Source organism: Massilia sp. Masssp93, from assembly GCF_059491295.1.
In genome coordinates this window covers 6,066,186-6,081,536 of sequence record NZ_CP168502.1, presented here as the reverse complement: position 1 = coordinate 6,081,536, position 15,351 = coordinate 6,066,186, and the positions used below count along the sequence as shown (strand labels likewise).

Below are 15,351 nucleotides of genomic sequence, written 5' to 3'. Positions count from 1 at the left end.
ACCATGTTCCAGAAACTCATCGCATTTGCCATCGCGCGCCGTTGGCTGGTCGTGTTCGCCGTCATCGCCCTCGCCGGCCTCGGCGTGGTCAACTACCAGCGCCTGCCGATCGACGCGGTGCCCGACATCACCAACGTGCAAGTCCAGATCAACACGGCGGCGCAGGGATATTCGCCGCTGGAAGTCGAGCAGCGCATCACCTTCCCCATCGAGACGGCGATGAACGGCCTGCCGCGGCTCGAGCAGACGCGTTCGCTGTCGCGGTATGGCCTGTCCCAGGTCACCGTCGTCTTCAAGGAAGGCACCGACATCTATTTTGCGCGCCAGCTCGTGAACGAACGGTTGCAGCAGGCGCAAAGCCGGCTGCCCGACAAGGCCGAGCCGGCGCTGGGCCCGATCGCGACGGGACTCGGCGAAATTTTTTACTGGACGGTCGAAGCGCGCGCCGGCGCGCGCAAGCCGGACGGCACGCCCTATTCTCCGGCCGACCTGCGCGAGATCCAGGACTGGATCGTGGCACCGCAGCTGCGTGGCGTGGCGGGTGTCACGGAAGTGAACACGATCGGCGGCTATTTGAAGGAATACCAGGTTGCGCCGGACATGGCGAAGCTGACGGCCCACGGCCTGTCGCTGGCAACGCTCGTGAACGCCATCGACCGCAACAACGCCAACGCGGGCGCCGGCTACATCGAACGGGGCGGCGAGCAATTTGTCGTGCGCACGCCGGGGCAGGTGAAATCGCTGGAAGAGATCCGCAACATCGTGCTCGACGTTGTCGACGGCGCGCCCGTGCGCGTGCGCGACGTGGCCGACGTCGAACCGGGCCGCGCGTTGCGCACCGGCGCCGCCACGGAGAACGGGAGAGAGGTCGTGCTGGGCGCCGTCTTCATGCTCATCGGCCAGAACAGCCGCGCCGTGGCGGACGGCGCGCGCCGCAAGCTGGACGAGGTCAACCGCTCGCTGCCGTCCGGCGTGCAGGCTTTACCGGTGTACGACCGTGCCGTGCTGGTGAACAAGGCCATCGCGACCGTGCGTAACAACCTCGTCGAAGGCGCGCTGCTCGTCATTGCGATCCTGTTCGTCTTCCTGGGCAATCTGCGCGCGGCGCTCGTCACGGCCCTCGTGATTCCGCTCGTGATGCTGCTCGTGTTCACGGGCATGGTGGGCGCCGGCGTCAGCGCCAACCTGATGAGCCTGGGGGCGCTCGACTTCGGCATCATCATCGACGGCGCCGTCGTCATCGTCGAGAACTGCATCCGCCGGCTCGGCCTCGCCCAGGCCGCGGCGGGCCGGCCGTTGACGGGAGACGAGCGCCGGGCCGAGGTGGCGCTCGCGGCGGCGGAGGCGAGACGGCCGCTGCTGTTCGGCCAGCTGATCATCATGACGGTGTATTTGCCGATCCTCGCGCTGTCCGGCATCGAAGGCAAGATGTTCCACCCGATGGCGATCACCGTCGTGATGGCGCTGGCGGGCGCAATGGTGTTGTCCGTGACGTTCGTGCCGGCCGCCGTTGCGCTGTTCGTCAGCAACGTGGCCGGGCACGACAACCGCCTGATGCACACCGCGCACGACCTGTACCGGCCGCTGCTGGACAGCGTGCTGCGCAACCGCCCGGTGGCGCTGACGTTCGCGCTGCTCGCCGTGTTGTTGACGGGCCTGCTGGCGACGCGCCTGGGCACCGAGTTCGCGCCGAACCTGAACGAAGGCGACCTGGCCGTGATGACCGTGCGGATACCCGGCACGAGCCTGCAGCAGTCGGTGGCGATGCAGCAGACGCTGGAAAGCGCCCTGCTGCGGGAATTCCCCGAGATCGAGCGGGCATTCGCGCGCATCGGCACGGCCGAGGTGGCGACGGACCCGATGCCGCCGAACGTCGCCGACAGCTATTTCATCCTGCGGCCGGAACGGGACTGGCCGACGCCGCGCCGCTCGCACGCCCAGCTCGTGGCCGCGATCTCGGCGGCGGCGCAGCGCATCCCCGGCAACAACTATGAGTTCTCGCAACCGATCCAGCTGCGTTTCAACGAACTCATATCGGGCGTGCGCAGCGACGTGGCCATCAAAGTGTTCGGGGACGATACGGCCACGATGCTCGCGACGGCCCAGCGCATCGCCCAGCTGCTGGGGCGGCTGCCGGGCGCGTTCGACGTGAAGATCGAGCAGACGGAGGGACTGCCCGCGCTGACGCTGGCCGTCGACCGCATCAAGGCGGCGCGCTACGGCCTGAACGTGGCCGACGTGCAGGAAGCGTTCGGCACGCTCGTCGGCGGCCGCGACGTCGGGACGGTGTTCGAGGGCGACCGCCGCTTCGCCATCACCGTGCGCCTGCCGGAAGGCGCGCGCAACGACGTCGAGACGCTGCGCCGGCTGCCGATCTCCCTGCCCGCGCGGGAGGGACGGGCCGCCAGCATCCCGTTGTCCGAGATCGCCACGCTTGCCTTCGTGCCGGAAGCGAACCAGATCAGCCGCGAAAACGGCAAGCGCCGCATCGTCGTCACGGCCAATGTGCGCGGGCGCGACCTGGGGTCGTTCGTCGCGGATTTGCAGGGCAATCTCGGCAAGCTGAAATTGCCGGCGGGCGTCTGGCTGAGCCTGGGCGGACAGTTCGAGAACCTGCAGGCGGCGAGCCAGCGCCTGGCGCTCGTCATCCCGGCCGCGCTGGCGCTCGTGTTCGCGTTGCTGTACCTGATGTTCGGCAGCGTGAAGGATGGCCTGCTCGTGTTCAGCGGCATCCCGTTCGCCGTCAGCGGCGGCGTGCTGGCGCTGTGGCTGCGCGGACTGCCGCTGTCGATCTCGGCGGCGGTGGGTTTCATCGCGCTGTCCGGCGTTGCCGTGCTGAACGGGCTCGTCATGCTCGCCTTCGTGCGTTCGCTGCGCGACCAGGGCCGCACGGCCGACGAGGCCATCCGCGAAGGGGCGCAGGTGCGCTTGCGGGCCGTGCTGATGACGGCACTCGTCGCTTCGCTCGGCTTTTTGCCGATGGCGCTGGCGACGAGCACGGGCGCCGAGGTGCAGCGGCCGCTGGCGACGGTCGTCATCGGCGGCATCCTGTCGTCGACGGCGCTCACCTTGCTGATCCTGCCGGCCCTGTACACGTGGGCGCACGGAAGTTCCCGCGATCGGCGGCATCGTTGACCGTCCTGATGCGCGCGCCGGTACGCCGTCCGCGCCGGCCGCGCATGTGGCAGACTGGGGTCTCGACTATCGACACGGACACCGTACATGAACACCGGACGGATCGAAGCGCTGGCCCTGCGCGCCAGCCTGGCCGCGCCACCCGCGCGCGTGGACGGCGTGCGCGCCACCGCCGGCATGGGGCTGGACGGCGACGTGCATGCCGACCCGCTGTCGCCGCGCCAGTTGCTGCTCGCGGGCACGGACGCGTACGACGCGTTCGCGCTGCCGCCGCACGCGCTGCGCGAGAACCTGCTGGTGGACCTCGACACGTCGCGGCTCGCCTCCGGCACCGTGCTGCGGATCGGCGACGAGGTCCTGCTGCGCCTGATGTTCCAGTGCGAGGCCTGCGGGCACCTGGACGCCCACCGGCCCGGTCTGTCCACGCGCATCGGCACGCGGCGCGGCATGCTGGCGCGCGTGCTGCGCGGCGGACGCATCCGCCCGGGCGACCGGGTCCGCGCCGCGGGTCCGCCGTTGCCGGCGTGGTCGGACGACTGGCGCGAGCGCATCGTGCACGTGCTCGACACCATGCCGCCCGCGAGCGTGATCACCTATAAACGGCTGGCCCAGCTGGCGGGCGTCGCGTCGAGTTATTGCCGCGCCTTCCCGGGCATCATCGCCCGGATGGGACCGTTCTATGCGGGCAGGGCGGTGCCGTCGCAATCGGATATTGCGCTGCCGCGCTGGGACGGCCACGGCCTGTTCGAGCACGCGATCGCCGATCTGCCGGTCGAACGGTTGTTTTCCGCCGAAGTCGTGCCTTAGAGCGGCTGCACGTCGTAGCGGACGTCGCCGCGGTCGTCCGCCTGCGGTCCGGTGACGAGGTAGGCATCCCAACCGAGGCGCCCGCTTGGCGCGGGGCCGAGGATCGTGCTGCCTACCTCCGCGCCGCGCAGGATCAGTCCGATTTCGTATTCGAGCGTGACGCCGGCCAGCAGGCCCAGCAGGCTCTTGAGGGCGCGCGCCGCCAGGCCGCCCGGCAGGAACGCAGTGAAACCGGCGCGGTCCAGCGGCCCGACGACGATGCGCATCCGGAGGTCGCGCTGCCACACGCGTACGCCGGCCATCGCGCTCGTTCCCAGCACGGCGGTGCTGCGGCCGAGGACTGTTTGCTGGGCCGGCGGCACGTCGTACCAGGCGCCGACGAATTGCTCGACCCGGACGGGCTGGCCGAAATACTCGGACAGCACGCGGCCCATCTGCACGGCCGAGCGGGGACGCTGGCGGATCGAGGCGGCGAAGTAGCCGATCGACTCGTCCAGCAGGGCGCCGTCCTTGTCGTGCGCGAGGCGGCCGCGCAAGGCCTCGTGGCCGAGCCCGGCCAATGCCAGCAGCAGGGGAAGGAAGGCGTCGTGGCCGTCGAGCTGGTATTTGAAGTGCAGCCGGTACTTGCGCCAGGCCCCGTAGAACAGGGCCAGCGAGCGGTTCGAGAACGTGTCGAGCAGGGCGCGCGGACCTTCGTCGGCGTGGCGGTGCTGGTGCTCGGCGATGCGTTCCGTGTAGTGGGCCGGCAGCACGCCGTGGCCGCTCAGCAGGCCCATGAAGGACGGGGTGACGCGGATGTAGTCGAGACTGGCCTCTTGCAGCGCCTTGCCGAGCGCCTGCGCGCCGCGTTCGATGTCGCGCGGCTCGGGCTGGATGGCTTCCAGCTGGCTGGCCGGGAAGCTTAGCGAGGTCGAGTTCTGAAAGCGCACATAATGGGCGATAACGTCGTGGGCGGCGACGTCATGCCGCGGGCGGCCGTGGCGCTTGAGCCAGAGCTCGAGCATGCGCACGGCCTGGAAGTATTCGAAGCGATAGGGCTCCCTGAACAGGCGCTCGATTACAGCAGGCTCAAATCGCCGCTTCTCGGTAGGCATTTCAATAATTCCTCTCCGGTTTTATTGGACACCACCACCAGTTGCGTAAAGCTGTTGGCGTGCACGTACAGGGCGAGAAACCGTTCGATGATATGGGTGAACGCGTAGATGCCGCTGCCGACGAACGCCTCTTCGTCGATGGCCAGGCGCACCTCCACGCCGCGCACGAGGCAGGTGAACGGATTGCCCGCCATCCAGGCGCTGGCGGTTCTCTGTTCGATGCCGGCGACGCCGCCGATCTGGCGCTGCGACGACGGCGAACGGGGCAGGTCGTACAGGGCGAGCATCTCGCGGAAGGCGTCGATGCCGCCGTGCGCGAGCGACAAATGGTTCAGCGTGAGGTGCGAGATCAGCCGCCAGTGCGCGCCGCGGCCGCTCTCGAAGCGGTACGTGGTCGTGGGTTTACGCAGGAAGCTGATGGTACGCGTGTTCGAGCCGCCTTCCTGGAACAGATCGCCGTCCGGATGGCCACAGGAGAGCGAGGCCGGCAGGTCGCGGTTGCTGCAGGTGAGTTCGAGGTTCAGCGTCTGGGTTTCGACGGCGGCGGGGTCGAAATCGATGTCGACGATGGCGATCTGGGTCTCGAAGCCGGGGCTCTTGTCGGCCAGGGTCTCGTCGCGCCGCAGTACCCAGTAATGCCCGTTCTGCTCGGGCGTCTGGGCGTGCTTGAGCGAATAGAACGGGTGGAAGTCGACCACGGTCTCGCCCTGTGGCGTCTGGCGCACGAGGTTGACGGATTCGATGGATTGCACTTCGTAGGCAAAGGCACGGCGGGCGTCGGCCAGCACGGGGTAGTTGGCGCTGGCATGCGTCAGGCGGATCGGTTCGCCCCGCTGGCGGAACAGGTTGATGACCGGCGTGCAGCCGAGCAGCAGGTTGTTGGTCGACAGCATGCCGAGCATGCGCGCCATGTTCGAATCGGCGCGCAGGCCGGCCAGCGCCAGGTGCAGCGTGACCGTCTTCGCATTGGCCGACAGGGGGCTCGGCAGCGCGGCCATGAGCGCGGCCAGGTCGATGTCGAAGAAATTGAATTTATCGGGGAAGCAAAAATACTCGGTCAGCAGGCGGTAGGCGGCATGCGAGCGGGCCGGGAAATCGATCAGGGCATCGGCGTCGTCGAAGCCGGCGGGTTCGATCGGGACCGTGGCCACGGGAAACCAGCGGCCGCTGCCGTCGGCTTCGGCATACGCGCCCGCGGCGCGCATGAACAAGGTGTCGCGCAGCGCCGCGCAGAACGACGGTTCGCCGTCGATGAACACGCGCAGCCGCGGCAGGGCCAGCTGGCCGAGGCGTAACTGGTCGGCCGTGATGGACAACGTCAGGCTCAGGCTGGAGCCCGCGCCGTCCGGCAGGCGCACGGCGTCTGGATGGTGGATGATGGCGGAGAATGCGGCACCGGAAAGCGCGAGCGGCGCCGTGGTGACGGGATAGACGGTGCGGAAGGTACAGGCCGCGCCGCGCACGGGACGGGTGTTGAGCACGGTGCCGCGCGCGAGGACGCTGACGCCCGTCTGCTGGCTGGGGGCGCCGCTGCAGTCCAGGCGCGCGATCGAACACGACGGAAACGGCCGCAGGTAGTGCGGATACAGCACGTCGAACAGCGCTTCCGTGAACTCGGGATAGTCGTCGTCGAGCCGCTTGGCGACGCGCGCGTTCAGCAGCGCGAACGATTCGATCATGCGTTCCGTATGCGGGTCTTCGCACACTTCTCCGCTGATGAGCAGGCGGCCGGCGATCTTCGGATAGCGCTCGGCGAATTCGCGCAGGTGGCGGCGCAGGTAGCCGAGCTCCCTCTCGTAATACGGTAGCAATTGTTCCAAGCTCAGGCTCCTGCGGATGCGGCCGTCGAGGCCCTGCCCGCTTTGCTGATGCTGTACTGCAGGGTCGACGGCTGCAGCAGCGCGTCGAAATTGACGGTTTCCTCCGACGTGCTGACGACGAGCAGCGCCGTGATCGAAAACCGCAAGCGGTTCACCGAGTTCTCGTCGCGCACTTCGAGCACCGCCTTGACTTTGCGCAGGCGCGGCTCATGGCGGGCGATGGTTTTTTCGAGGCAGTCGCAGATGTAGGCGCGGTCGCTCGGGCTCGACAGCGAGCGGTCGGCGAAATCAGTCAGGCCATAGTTTACGAGCGAGTTGCTGCACTCGGGAAAGCCCGTCAGCGCATCTTCCGCGATGATGGAGCGCGTGTTCAGCAGCGCTTCCAGGTCGCGCGCGACGGCGTCCTTGAAATCCTCGGCCGTCATGCGCGACATCGTGGCGTTGCCGCGCACCGGCGTATCCAGCAGACGGTCGAAAAAACCAGGCGTGAATCCCTCCATCGGACCTCCTCCATGCCGCCAGCGCAAGCCGGCATCTTCACACAGTCGGGGTCGAAAAAATAGTTCAGTTGGGAATGACACACGGTTACTTTGAGCGGTAGCAAAACTGCGGGTCGTTGCAGAAAAAAAACCGCCACAAGAGACTATGGTTGTCGACTTGGGACAAGTCATATGACTGGAGGACATGCATGACGAGCACGACGACCAGCAACATGGCCAGCAAGGTATTGTGGGGCGAAGGCCTGCTCCTGCGTCCGCAGCATTTCCAGCGCCAGGACGAGTACCATGAACAGCGGCTGCACAAGAGCATCCGGGCCGTCAGTCCGTATGCCTGGGGCGTGGAAGCGCTGCAGATCGAGCGCGAGGCGCTCGGCAGCAACGTATTGCGCGTCCTCACGCTCGCGCTGCGTTTCCAGGACGGCGAATGGGTCGATGCCCCCGGCGCCGACGACCTGCCCGACACCGTCGACCTCAGCCAGCTGTCGCAGCAAACCATCACCTTTTACGCCGCCCTGCCCGGCCTGAAACCCTTCAGCGGCAACTTCGCCCAGCCGGGCCAGCCGGCGAAGACGGCGCGCTTCGTGCACATCAGCCAGGAAACGCCCGACCTCTACACCCAGGCGGCAACGGCGTCCGTGTCCTACCTCAGGAAAACCGTGCGCCTCGTGCCGGACTTCGAGCCGCGCGACGCCTACCTCAGTTTTCCGCTGCTGCGGCTGCGCCGCGCGCCGTCCGGCGGGTTCGAGCTGGACACGAGCTTCGTGCCGCCCAGCCTGTCGGTGGGCGCCGCGCCCTCCGTGTTCCAGCAGGTGCGGCGCCTGCTCGACGCGCTGCAGGCCAAGGTGAGCGCGCTGTACGGCCATCACCGCGAGCCGAGCCGCAACGTGATCGAATTCCGTTCCGGCGACATGTCGTCGTTCTGGCTGCTGCACACGGCCAGCGCCGCATGCGCCTCGCTGTCCCACTACCTGCACCACCCCGGCCTGCACCCGGAACGCCTGCACGAGCACCTGCTGGGCGTGGCCGGCGCGCTGATGACGTTTTCCAGGAGCTGGACGCTGGCCGACCTGCCCGCGTATCAACACGCCGATCCCGGCCCGGGCTTCGACAAGATGTTCCTGATCATCCGCGAACTGCTCGACACGGTGATCTCGTCGAAGTACTTTGCCCTCGTCCTGACCGAGGTGCGCCCGTCCTACCACCACGGCATGCTCGACTCCGGCAAGATCGACGACAAGACCACCTTCTACATCGCCGTATCGGCCGACATCCCGACCGTGGAACTGGTCGACGCCGTGCCGCTGCGTTTCAAGGTCGGCGCGCCGGACGACGTCGAAAAATGCGTGCTGTCCGCCCTGCCCGGCGTGCGCCTGCAATACGCGCCGCAACTGCCGGCCGCCGTGCCGGTGCGTCCCGACACGTGTTATTTCATGCTCGATGCCAAGGGGCAGATGTACGAGCGCATGCTGCAAGCGCAATCGATGGCGATCTACGTGCCGTCGGGGATGAAGGGATTGAAGCTCGAATTGCTGGCCGTCGCCGCCTGAGCCTGCCCGGCATCACGATCGACAACTTTTGATTTCTACACGACCATGTCCACACCACTTGCAGCGGAATCGCTCGGCACTTCCCACACATTGCCCGGCTGGATCAGGCCGGCCCTGATTGCCGCCGGCGTCTTCGTCGCCTGCTGGGGCGGCGCGATCGTCTGGTGGCGCGTGAGCGCGCGCGTGCCCGGCCCGCAGGAATGGATATCGTTGTTGTTCGGCTTGCCGTTGACGGCGCTGCTGGCGGCCTTTGTCGGCGGCAAGTGGATTGCGCGGCGCGCCGCGGCCCCGGCCGATACGACGCCGGCCACGCCGGCACACGCGTCCGGTGCGGCCGCCCAGCCGGTGCGGGCGCGGCACTTGGCCATCCTCGCCACGGCATTGCGCGCGCCGCACGGCGCGTCGGCCGAGGAGCTGGCCGCCGCCATCGCGGACAACAAGGCGCGCCCCGACCCCGACCGGGAACTCGTCGACGACGACGGTTTTCCCGTGATGTGCGCGCGCTGCCCGGACGCCCATGACGACGCGCTGCAGGAAGACGTCCTCGCCTGGCTGGCGGCGCACGGCATGGAAGATCCGCACTTCGGCGCCGAGCAATGGCGTGCGCTGACGCTGGCCAGCGCCGTCGCAGCCGAGCTGGCGGGGCGCGCCGCGATCGAGTGGATCGTGCGCGACGATGCCATCCCGAGGCTCCAGGTCTTGCCGCTGCTGCCCGCGGATTGGTCCGCCGGCCAGCGCGACGCGGCCGCGGCGTGGTTGCGGCACGCGGCGGCGCAAGCGGGCTGGCAGGGAGAGATCGGCCAGGCGGCGGCCGGCGCCGATCCGGCCGCCGGCATCGCGCGGCTGGCCGATATCGCCGCGGCCGCCGAGCAACCCTGCGTCACGCTGGTGGTGGCGTGCGCATCGCATGTGGGCAATGCGACGGTCGCGCGCTGGACGCTCGACCGGACCTTGTTCACAGCCACGCAGCCGCAGGGGACGATGCCGGGCGAAGGCGCCGCCGGCTTGCTGCTGGCCGCATCGTCCGACGGCGGGGCCGTCGCGCTGCTGGCACCGCCCGAGCACGCGCAGGACGATCCGGCGGCCGACCTGCGCAGGCGTCATGATGCGCGCGTGCTCGAGGCGCTCGTCGAACGTACGCTCGCGCACGCGGACGTCGCCGCGGCCGATGTCGCCATGATCGTCGCCGACACCGGGCACCGTGCGCGCCACGTGCTCGAGCTGATGGAATACGCGTCCGCCCAGCTGCGCCAGCTCGACGGCAGCGCGGACGTCGTGCGCGTGGGCGCGGCGGGCGGCTACAACGGCATCGTCGCGTTCGTGACGGCGCTCGCACTGGCGTCCCATTACGCGCTCGCGCGCCAGGCGCCGGTGCTGTGCATCGCCAACGAGATGCCCGGCTGCCGCCTGGCCGCGCTCGTGCGGCCGGCGGTGTGATGCGTCATTGCCGGTCGCGGGCCGGCGCGCGCCATGTCTGCGTGCGGCCCAGCACGTGGCTGTCGATGGTTCCCTTCCTGGCCAGCTGGCCGCCGATGCCGAAGTTCAGCAGGCAGACATCGTCGTCTTCCGTCTCGCGGCCCTGGAAGCGGCGTGCCCACGGATCGCGCGGCGCCGCTTCCTGCGCGGACCGGCGCGGCGGGGCGGATGCCGGCGCGGCAGGTCGCGCCGCGACGGGTTCGTCGAGGATGGCGGCGCGCTGGCCGCTGGCGCTGCAGGCGACGAGCGCGCAGACGCCGGCGCGTTGCGCCCATGCGGGCAGCGGCGAAAAAGCCATTGCGGCGGCCAGCGGAAGCAGGATGCGGAGCGAAGTCATGGCGTGCGTCCGGTCGATGGCGGAGACGTCACTGTAGCGGCTTGGGTCAGCCGGCTGATGTCCGATTGTGTCCGATACGCGTCCCGACACATGCGCTTGCAAAAATCCTGCGCTACCATGGGCGGCCTGACATCACATCGCGGAGACGGCGCATGATTTATCAAGGCAGTTGCCATTGTGGCCGGGTTGCATACGAGGTGGAGGGAGACATCCAGGGTGCCCTCGCCTGCAATTGTTCGATGTGCCAGCGCAAGGGCTCCCTGCTCTGGTTCGTGCCGCGCGCGCAGTTCCGCCTGCGCACGCCCGAGGATGCCGCCGCCACCTACACGTTCAACAAGCACGTCATCAAGCATCGGTTCTGTCCGGACTGCGGCATTCACCCGTATGCCGAAGGGATAGACCCCAAAGGAAATGCGATGGCGGCCATCAACCTGCGCTGCATCGACGGCCTCGATCTGGCCGCGATCCCCGTGCGGGAATTCAACGGCCGCGACAGCTAGTTCAGGCGCGGCGCGATCACGAGTTCCGGCTGCGGCCGCGGCGCGTGGGCCGACAGTTCCGCCGGCGCCAGCTGCTGCGGCAGCGTCACGATTCTCTCCCACAGCGCGAAACCGGCCGTGCGGCTTGCCTTGCTGAGCTGGTAAGCCGGCAAGGCATCGACGCCGTGCGCCAGCCACAGTGCCTCGTACGACGGCGTCAGGCGCGCGTCGTGCCATGCGTCGGACAGGGGCGCGAACGTTTCCTGCAGGACGGCGGCCGTGCTGCGCATGCGCACCCAGCGGTGGTTCAGCCAGCCGTTTTCCTTTTCGGCGGGATTCAGGAAGCGCTCGATGACCTGGCGCGCCGCTTCGTCGCCGCTGCGGCTCATCACGTCGATGGCGGCGCGCGTCATGTTCAGGTTCAGGCCCCCTTCCCGCTTCGTGTGGCGGATCTGCACGACGCGGTCGCGGTAGCCCGGCGTGCGTTTCAGCGCTTCGTCGCGCCAGGTGCGGATGGTGCGCAGGATCGCGCCCGCAAAGCGCGGCAGCGAGGGACTGCCGTCGGTCTCGTCGACCGGCACCCAGGCCGCCGTGATGCCGGCGTTGTTGTTCGACGGCAGAGACACACGCGCGGCGAACGGATCGCTCTCTTCCAGGTCGTCCTGCAAGGTGACGCCGAAGGTCGGGCGGGTCGGCAGGATGTTGTCGAAAAAGTGAATCGGGAAATTGCTGGTGAGGCCGCCGTCCGAAAACCACACGCGCAGCAGCTCGACGCCGTCCGCATGCACCGGCAGCGCGCGCAGGCGGAACAGGGGCACCGCCTGCAGCAGCACGGGAAAACTGAGGCTCATGCGCGCGGCCACGACGAGCGGCAGGTCGTCCGGATCGGGCATGAAGTAATAATCCTCGCCGGCGGCGTTCATGCGATTCAACAGCGCCACCGTGCGTGCGCCGTGGCGCGTGTGGTGCGAGCGTGCCTTCATCCAGTCGACGATGGCGGGCGGGAACAATGCGGACAATTCGGACGCGCGGAACACGAGGTCGGCGCTCGAATGCGGCAGGCGGTGTGCGCGCAGCTCGGAGAGGCCCGTCGTCATCAGCGCCAGTTCGATCGACGGCTCGGACGTGCGCAGCTGGCCGAACGTCAGCGGCGCATCGAGCGGCAGGCCGGCGATGTCCTGCACGAGCGCGTGCAGCCATTCCGTCAGCGCGGGCGGATTCTCCGGACCCGTGCGCAGTCCGGAACAGATGCCGCAGCGGTTGGCGCGCAGCCCGCGCCAGGCCGACAGCGTGGCCTGCAGCAGCGCCCCGCCCAGCGCGCCCACGAACATGCACAGGCCGAACCACAGGGCGCTGGCGATGCCGGCCAGGGGCACGCGCGGCCAGTGTCCGCCCAGCAGGCCGCTGCTGATCAAGAAGCCCAGCAGCCACAGGCTGGCGCCCACGACGGCGCCCAGCGGGAAGTTCCACAGCATGGCGAGCGACAGGTAACCGGCGGCCCTGGTCTTGCTCGTCTCGTTGAGGGCCGCCGCGATCACGCGGAAGTGCGGCCGCAGCGCGGCGCAGGGCTGGAACAGCGAGAACAGCCGGGTGTGGCCGCCGACGCTTTCCTGCAGGCGTCCCGGCAAGCGGGCCAGCAGGTGAAAGCCGTCGTCCTCGCCTTGCTTATCCTTGCGCACGCGGTTGCGCTTGAACTGGGCCGCCGCCGTCGCGATCGCCGCCACCGCGCCGACGCTGGTGCCGCCGATCGAGCGCAAGGTAAAACGCTCGGCCAGCCGCGCCACGAACGCGGGGTAGACCACGCCGGAGGTCACCCCGCCTTCCATCACGATATCGCATTCCTTCGGTAAAAAATCGCTCATCACCATCCGCAAGTCGTCGCCACAGCCGGGATTATGCGGGTCTTTGGCCTCGGGATGTGCTCGATTTACTCAGGATGGCGCGCACGGCGACGGTGCCGGACACCGTGCCGCGCTCCCTACTGCGTTTCCGGCGTATCGTCGTGCTCGTCGCCCGGCGCGACGTCGATCCGCCCGTACAGCCCGTGGTTTTCGTCGTCCGGCCCGGCGGCGAAGAACAGGGTGTCGACCGGTTGGCCATTGACGCCGTTGCCGAAGGCGATGCCCCACAAGCCGTCGACGCGGATCACCTTCCCGTGCGCCGCCTTCAGGCGACCCAGCCATTTGCCGGTCGCGGGGTCGTAGGCATTGATCAGTCCGTCGCCGAAGTTGCCGATCAGCAGGCGGTTGCTGAAGCGGCCGAAGCTGGCGGGGGCCAGCGCGATGCCCCACGGCGCATTGAGCGCGCCGCCGGAGACGAGGCGGCGCAGCAAATGTCCGTCCGGATCGAACACGTCGACGAAGCCGAAGCCCCGGCCCGGCACGTCATCCATGCGCTCCGCATCCTGCCTGGCAAAGGTGATGTAGAGGTCGCCGTTGACGGCCTGGATGCCGAACGGCGCATAGCCGGCCGGCAATTGCGGGTCGTGGAACTTGCCGGTCAAATAGGCTGGCTTGAAATTGCTGTCGTACACATCGACCTTGCCGTTGTGGAAGTCGGTGGCGTACAGCAGCGTGCCGTGGCCATTGCCGCTGATGGCGATGCCCTTGTAGACGGCATTGTGCGCGCTGTTGTCGATCACGCGGATGGCGTGCGTCGCATCGACGCTGGGCGCCCAGCCGGCGATGCCGCCGTCCTCGCTCGCGAACAGGAAGCGGCTGGGACCGGATGCGGTGCCCTTGCTCACGACAAAGCCGGGGCCGCCGTAGAACACGGTGCCCGTCGGGCTGCCGGCGGCCCCGGCGGCGCCCGGAACGGTGACGACGAGGCTCTGCGGATTGCCGTTGCCGTTGTATAGCGTTGCGAGGCCCGTGTGGTTATCGGCGACCCAGGCCACGCCGTACGGATTGAACGCCAGCCCCCAGGCGTTGACAAGGTTGGGATCGCGCTGCTCCGCCGCCACGGCGGCGCTGTCCGACACCAGGTTGCGCTGACGATAAAAGTCGCTCGCCGATGCCTGGGACACCGCCGTCAAGGCGAGGAAGCCCGCGACACAGGCCATGAATTTGCATAACTTTTCCATTTTCCATTCTCCGGTAAACGTTCGAAAGGAGCGCGCTGTCTGCCGATCTTGCGCGGGGGAGAATGGGGTAGATTTGAGCCATCCTAAATGTATCGTGGATGGATGGCCCATGAGCCTGCACATGTAATCTTTCGATTGTGCGTCAGCAATATAGATTTCGAGAAATATGCTAGCGCCGCTACGCCGGCACGCCGACGATCACGCTGGACGCCTTGAACATCGCCGTGGCCGTGCCGCCTTCGGCCAGTCCGAGCGCCCGTGCGCTCTCGTTGGTGATGATGGCGGCGATGCTGCCGCCGCCCGCCAGGTCGAGGACGACTTCCGCGTTGACGGCGCCCGGGATCAGGCGCGCGACCGTCCCTTCGAGCCGGTTGCGGGCCGAGAAACGGGCGCCTTCGGCTTCCGTCACGAGGATGATCGACGCCGCCTTGACCAGGGCGAACGCCTCGGCGCCGACGGCGAGGCCGAGGCTTGCCGTGCTTTCGTGGGTGACGATGGCAATGATCCTGTGGCCGCCGGCGATGTCGATTTCGATCTCGTCGTTGACGGCGCCGGCCTGGACCCGCGACACCTTGCCGAAGAACTGGTTGCGGGCGCTCGTTTTCATGTTCAGTCTGCCGATCAGGTTGAAGTCCGCGGCCAGGTTGCCGGCCTGCCGGTTGAGTTGTTCGACGAATTGCTGGTGGATCTGTTCGATCGCGCGAAAGTTCCTGACCAGTTGTGCGCCGCGCGCCGTCAGCCGCGTGCCGCCGCCGCCCTTGCCGCCGGCCACGCGTTCCACCAGGGTCTCGCCGGCCAGGTTGTTCATCGCGTCGATCGCGTCCCAGGCACCCTTGTAGCTGACGCCGAGGGCCTTCGCGGCCTGGCTGATCGATCCCGTTGCGGCGATCGCGGCCAGCAGTTCGACCCGCCCCGGACCGCCGAATTTCTCGTCGCCGACCGTCATCCAGACGGACCCCTGCAGCGCGAAGCTGGTGCTGTCGCTTCCCACGATTTCTCCTGTCTGGCTCGAGAACTATAAGCAATGCGTTACAGGCGTTATCGCCCACAACGTATTTTGATTCGTTATATACT

12 protein-coding genes are annotated in these 15,351 nt (G+C 68.0%); 5 read left to right on the top strand and 7 right to left on the bottom strand.

Annotated elements, in window-relative coordinates; genetic code table 11:
* Positions 1-3 precede the first annotated feature (3 nt).
* Both ACEN9Q_RS25400 and ACEN9Q_RS25395 read left to right on the top strand, forming a co-directional pair.
* A complete protein-coding gene (locus ACEN9Q_RS25400; RefSeq protein WP_495626458.1) occupies positions 4-3,135 on the top strand; it encodes an efflux RND transporter permease subunit in 3,132 nt (1,043 codons plus the stop codon).
* Between the two features lie 87 nt (positions 3,136-3,222).
* Positions 3,223-3,942: an MOSC domain-containing protein gene (locus ACEN9Q_RS25395; protein ID WP_495626457.1), complete on the top strand. Its 720-nt coding sequence runs from the start codon at positions 3,223-3,225 to the stop codon at positions 3,940-3,942.
* Here ACEN9Q_RS25395 and tssG read toward each other — a convergent pair.
* The 3 genes from tssG to tssE are packed head-to-tail and all read right to left on the bottom strand — an operon-like array spanning position 3,939 to position 7,356.
* The gene (tssG, locus tag ACEN9Q_RS25390) at positions 3,939-5,036 is read right to left on the bottom strand and encodes a type VI secretion system baseplate subunit TssG (RefSeq protein WP_495626456.1); all 1,098 of its coding nucleotides are present in this window, start codon (positions 5,034-5,036) and stop codon (positions 3,939-3,941) included. The genes ACEN9Q_RS25395 and tssG overlap by 4 nt on opposite strands.
* Complete coding sequence (tssF, locus tag ACEN9Q_RS25385; protein ID WP_495626455.1) at positions 5,000-6,856, bottom strand: type VI secretion system baseplate subunit TssF; 1,857 nt, start codon at positions 6,854-6,856, stop codon at positions 5,000-5,002. The genes tssG and tssF overlap by 37 nt, the downstream gene beginning before the upstream one ends.
* A gap of 2 nt (positions 6,857-6,858) precedes the next feature.
* Positions 6,859-7,356: a type VI secretion system baseplate subunit TssE gene (gene tssE, locus ACEN9Q_RS25380; RefSeq protein ID WP_495626454.1), complete on the bottom strand. Its 498-nt coding sequence runs from the start codon at positions 7,354-7,356 to the stop codon at positions 6,859-6,861.
* A 188-nt stretch (positions 7,357-7,544) separates the two neighbouring features.
* Here tssE and tssK point away from each other — a divergent pair, with 188 nt between their 5' ends.
* Both tssK and ACEN9Q_RS25370 read left to right on the top strand, forming a co-directional pair.
* Positions 7,545-8,903, top strand: coding sequence for a type VI secretion system baseplate subunit TssK (gene tssK, locus ACEN9Q_RS25375; RefSeq protein ID WP_495626453.1), 1,359 nt, complete (start codon positions 7,545-7,547; stop codon positions 8,901-8,903).
* A 45-nt stretch (positions 8,904-8,948) separates the two neighbouring features.
* Positions 8,949-10,340, top strand: coding sequence for a hypothetical protein (locus ACEN9Q_RS25370; protein ID WP_495626452.1), 1,392 nt, complete (start codon positions 8,949-8,951; stop codon positions 10,338-10,340).
* Between the two features lie 4 nt (positions 10,341-10,344).
* Here the strand turns inward: ACEN9Q_RS25370 and ACEN9Q_RS25365 are convergent, their stop codons facing one another.
* On the bottom strand, positions 10,345-10,716 hold the full coding sequence (locus ACEN9Q_RS25365; protein ID WP_495626451.1) for a hypothetical protein: 372 nt from the start codon (positions 10,714-10,716) through the stop codon (positions 10,345-10,347).
* A gap of 152 nt (positions 10,717-10,868) precedes the next feature.
* Between ACEN9Q_RS25365 and ACEN9Q_RS25360 the strand changes: the two genes are divergently transcribed.
* Positions 10,869-11,216 carry a GFA family protein gene (locus ACEN9Q_RS25360; RefSeq protein WP_495626450.1) on the top strand — a complete coding sequence of 116 codons (348 nt, stop codon included), beginning with the start codon at positions 10,869-10,871 and terminating at the stop codon, positions 11,214-11,216.
* On the opposite strand, the gene ACEN9Q_RS25355 is transcribed toward ACEN9Q_RS25360, so the two are convergent.
* From ACEN9Q_RS25355 to ACEN9Q_RS25345, 3 genes are all read right to left on the bottom strand, one after another.
* Entirely contained in the window at positions 11,213-13,057 is a 1,845-nt protein-coding gene (locus tag ACEN9Q_RS25355) for a hypothetical protein (protein ID WP_495626449.1), read from the bottom strand. The two genes, ACEN9Q_RS25360 and ACEN9Q_RS25355, sit on opposite strands and share 4 nt — an antisense overlap.
* Before the next feature lie 116 nt (positions 13,058-13,173).
* Positions 13,174-14,277, bottom strand: a complete 1,104-nt coding sequence (locus ACEN9Q_RS25350; protein WP_495626448.1) for a TIGR03118 family protein — start codon at positions 14,275-14,277, stop codon at positions 13,174-13,176.
* Positions 14,278-14,455: 178 nt separating this feature from the next.
* On the bottom strand, positions 14,456-15,223 hold the full coding sequence (locus tag ACEN9Q_RS25345; protein WP_495628995.1) for a TOBE domain-containing protein: 768 nt from the start codon (positions 15,221-15,223) through the stop codon (positions 14,456-14,458).
* Positions 15,224-15,351: the final 128 nt, after the last annotated feature.

Coding starts and splice junctions, on each gene's coding strand:
- ACEN9Q_RS25355 (WP_495626449.1), bottom strand. CDS start 13,057: ATGAGCGATTTTTTACCGAAGGAATGCGATATCGTGATGGAAGGCGGG.
- ACEN9Q_RS25400 (WP_495626458.1), top strand. CDS start 4: ATGTTCCAGAAACTCATCGCATTTGCCATCGCGCGCCGTTGGCTGGTC.
- ACEN9Q_RS25365 (WP_495626451.1), bottom strand. CDS start 10,716: ATGACTTCGCTCCGCATCCTGCTTCCGCTGGCCGCCGCAATGGCTTTT.
- tssG (WP_495626456.1), bottom strand. CDS start 5,036: ATGCCTACCGAGAAGCGGCGATTTGAGCCTGCTGTAATCGAGCGCCTG.
- ACEN9Q_RS25395 (WP_495626457.1), top strand. CDS start 3,223: ATGAACACCGGACGGATCGAAGCGCTGGCCCTGCGCGCCAGCCTGGCC.
- ACEN9Q_RS25350 (WP_495626448.1), bottom strand. CDS start 14,277: ATGGAAAAGTTATGCAAATTCATGGCCTGTGTCGCGGGCTTCCTCGCC.
- tssE (WP_495626454.1), bottom strand. CDS start 7,356: ATGGAGGGATTCACGCCTGGTTTTTTCGACCGTCTGCTGGATACGCCG.
- tssK (WP_495626453.1), top strand. CDS start 7,545: ATGACGAGCACGACGACCAGCAACATGGCCAGCAAGGTATTGTGGGGC.
- ACEN9Q_RS25360 (WP_495626450.1), top strand. CDS start 10,869: ATGATTTATCAAGGCAGTTGCCATTGTGGCCGGGTTGCATACGAGGTG.
- ACEN9Q_RS25370 (WP_495626452.1), top strand. CDS start 8,949: ATGTCCACACCACTTGCAGCGGAATCGCTCGGCACTTCCCACACATTG.
- ACEN9Q_RS25345 (WP_495628995.1), bottom strand. CDS start 15,223: ATGACGGTCGGCGACGAGAAATTCGGCGGTCCGGGGCGGGTCGAACTG.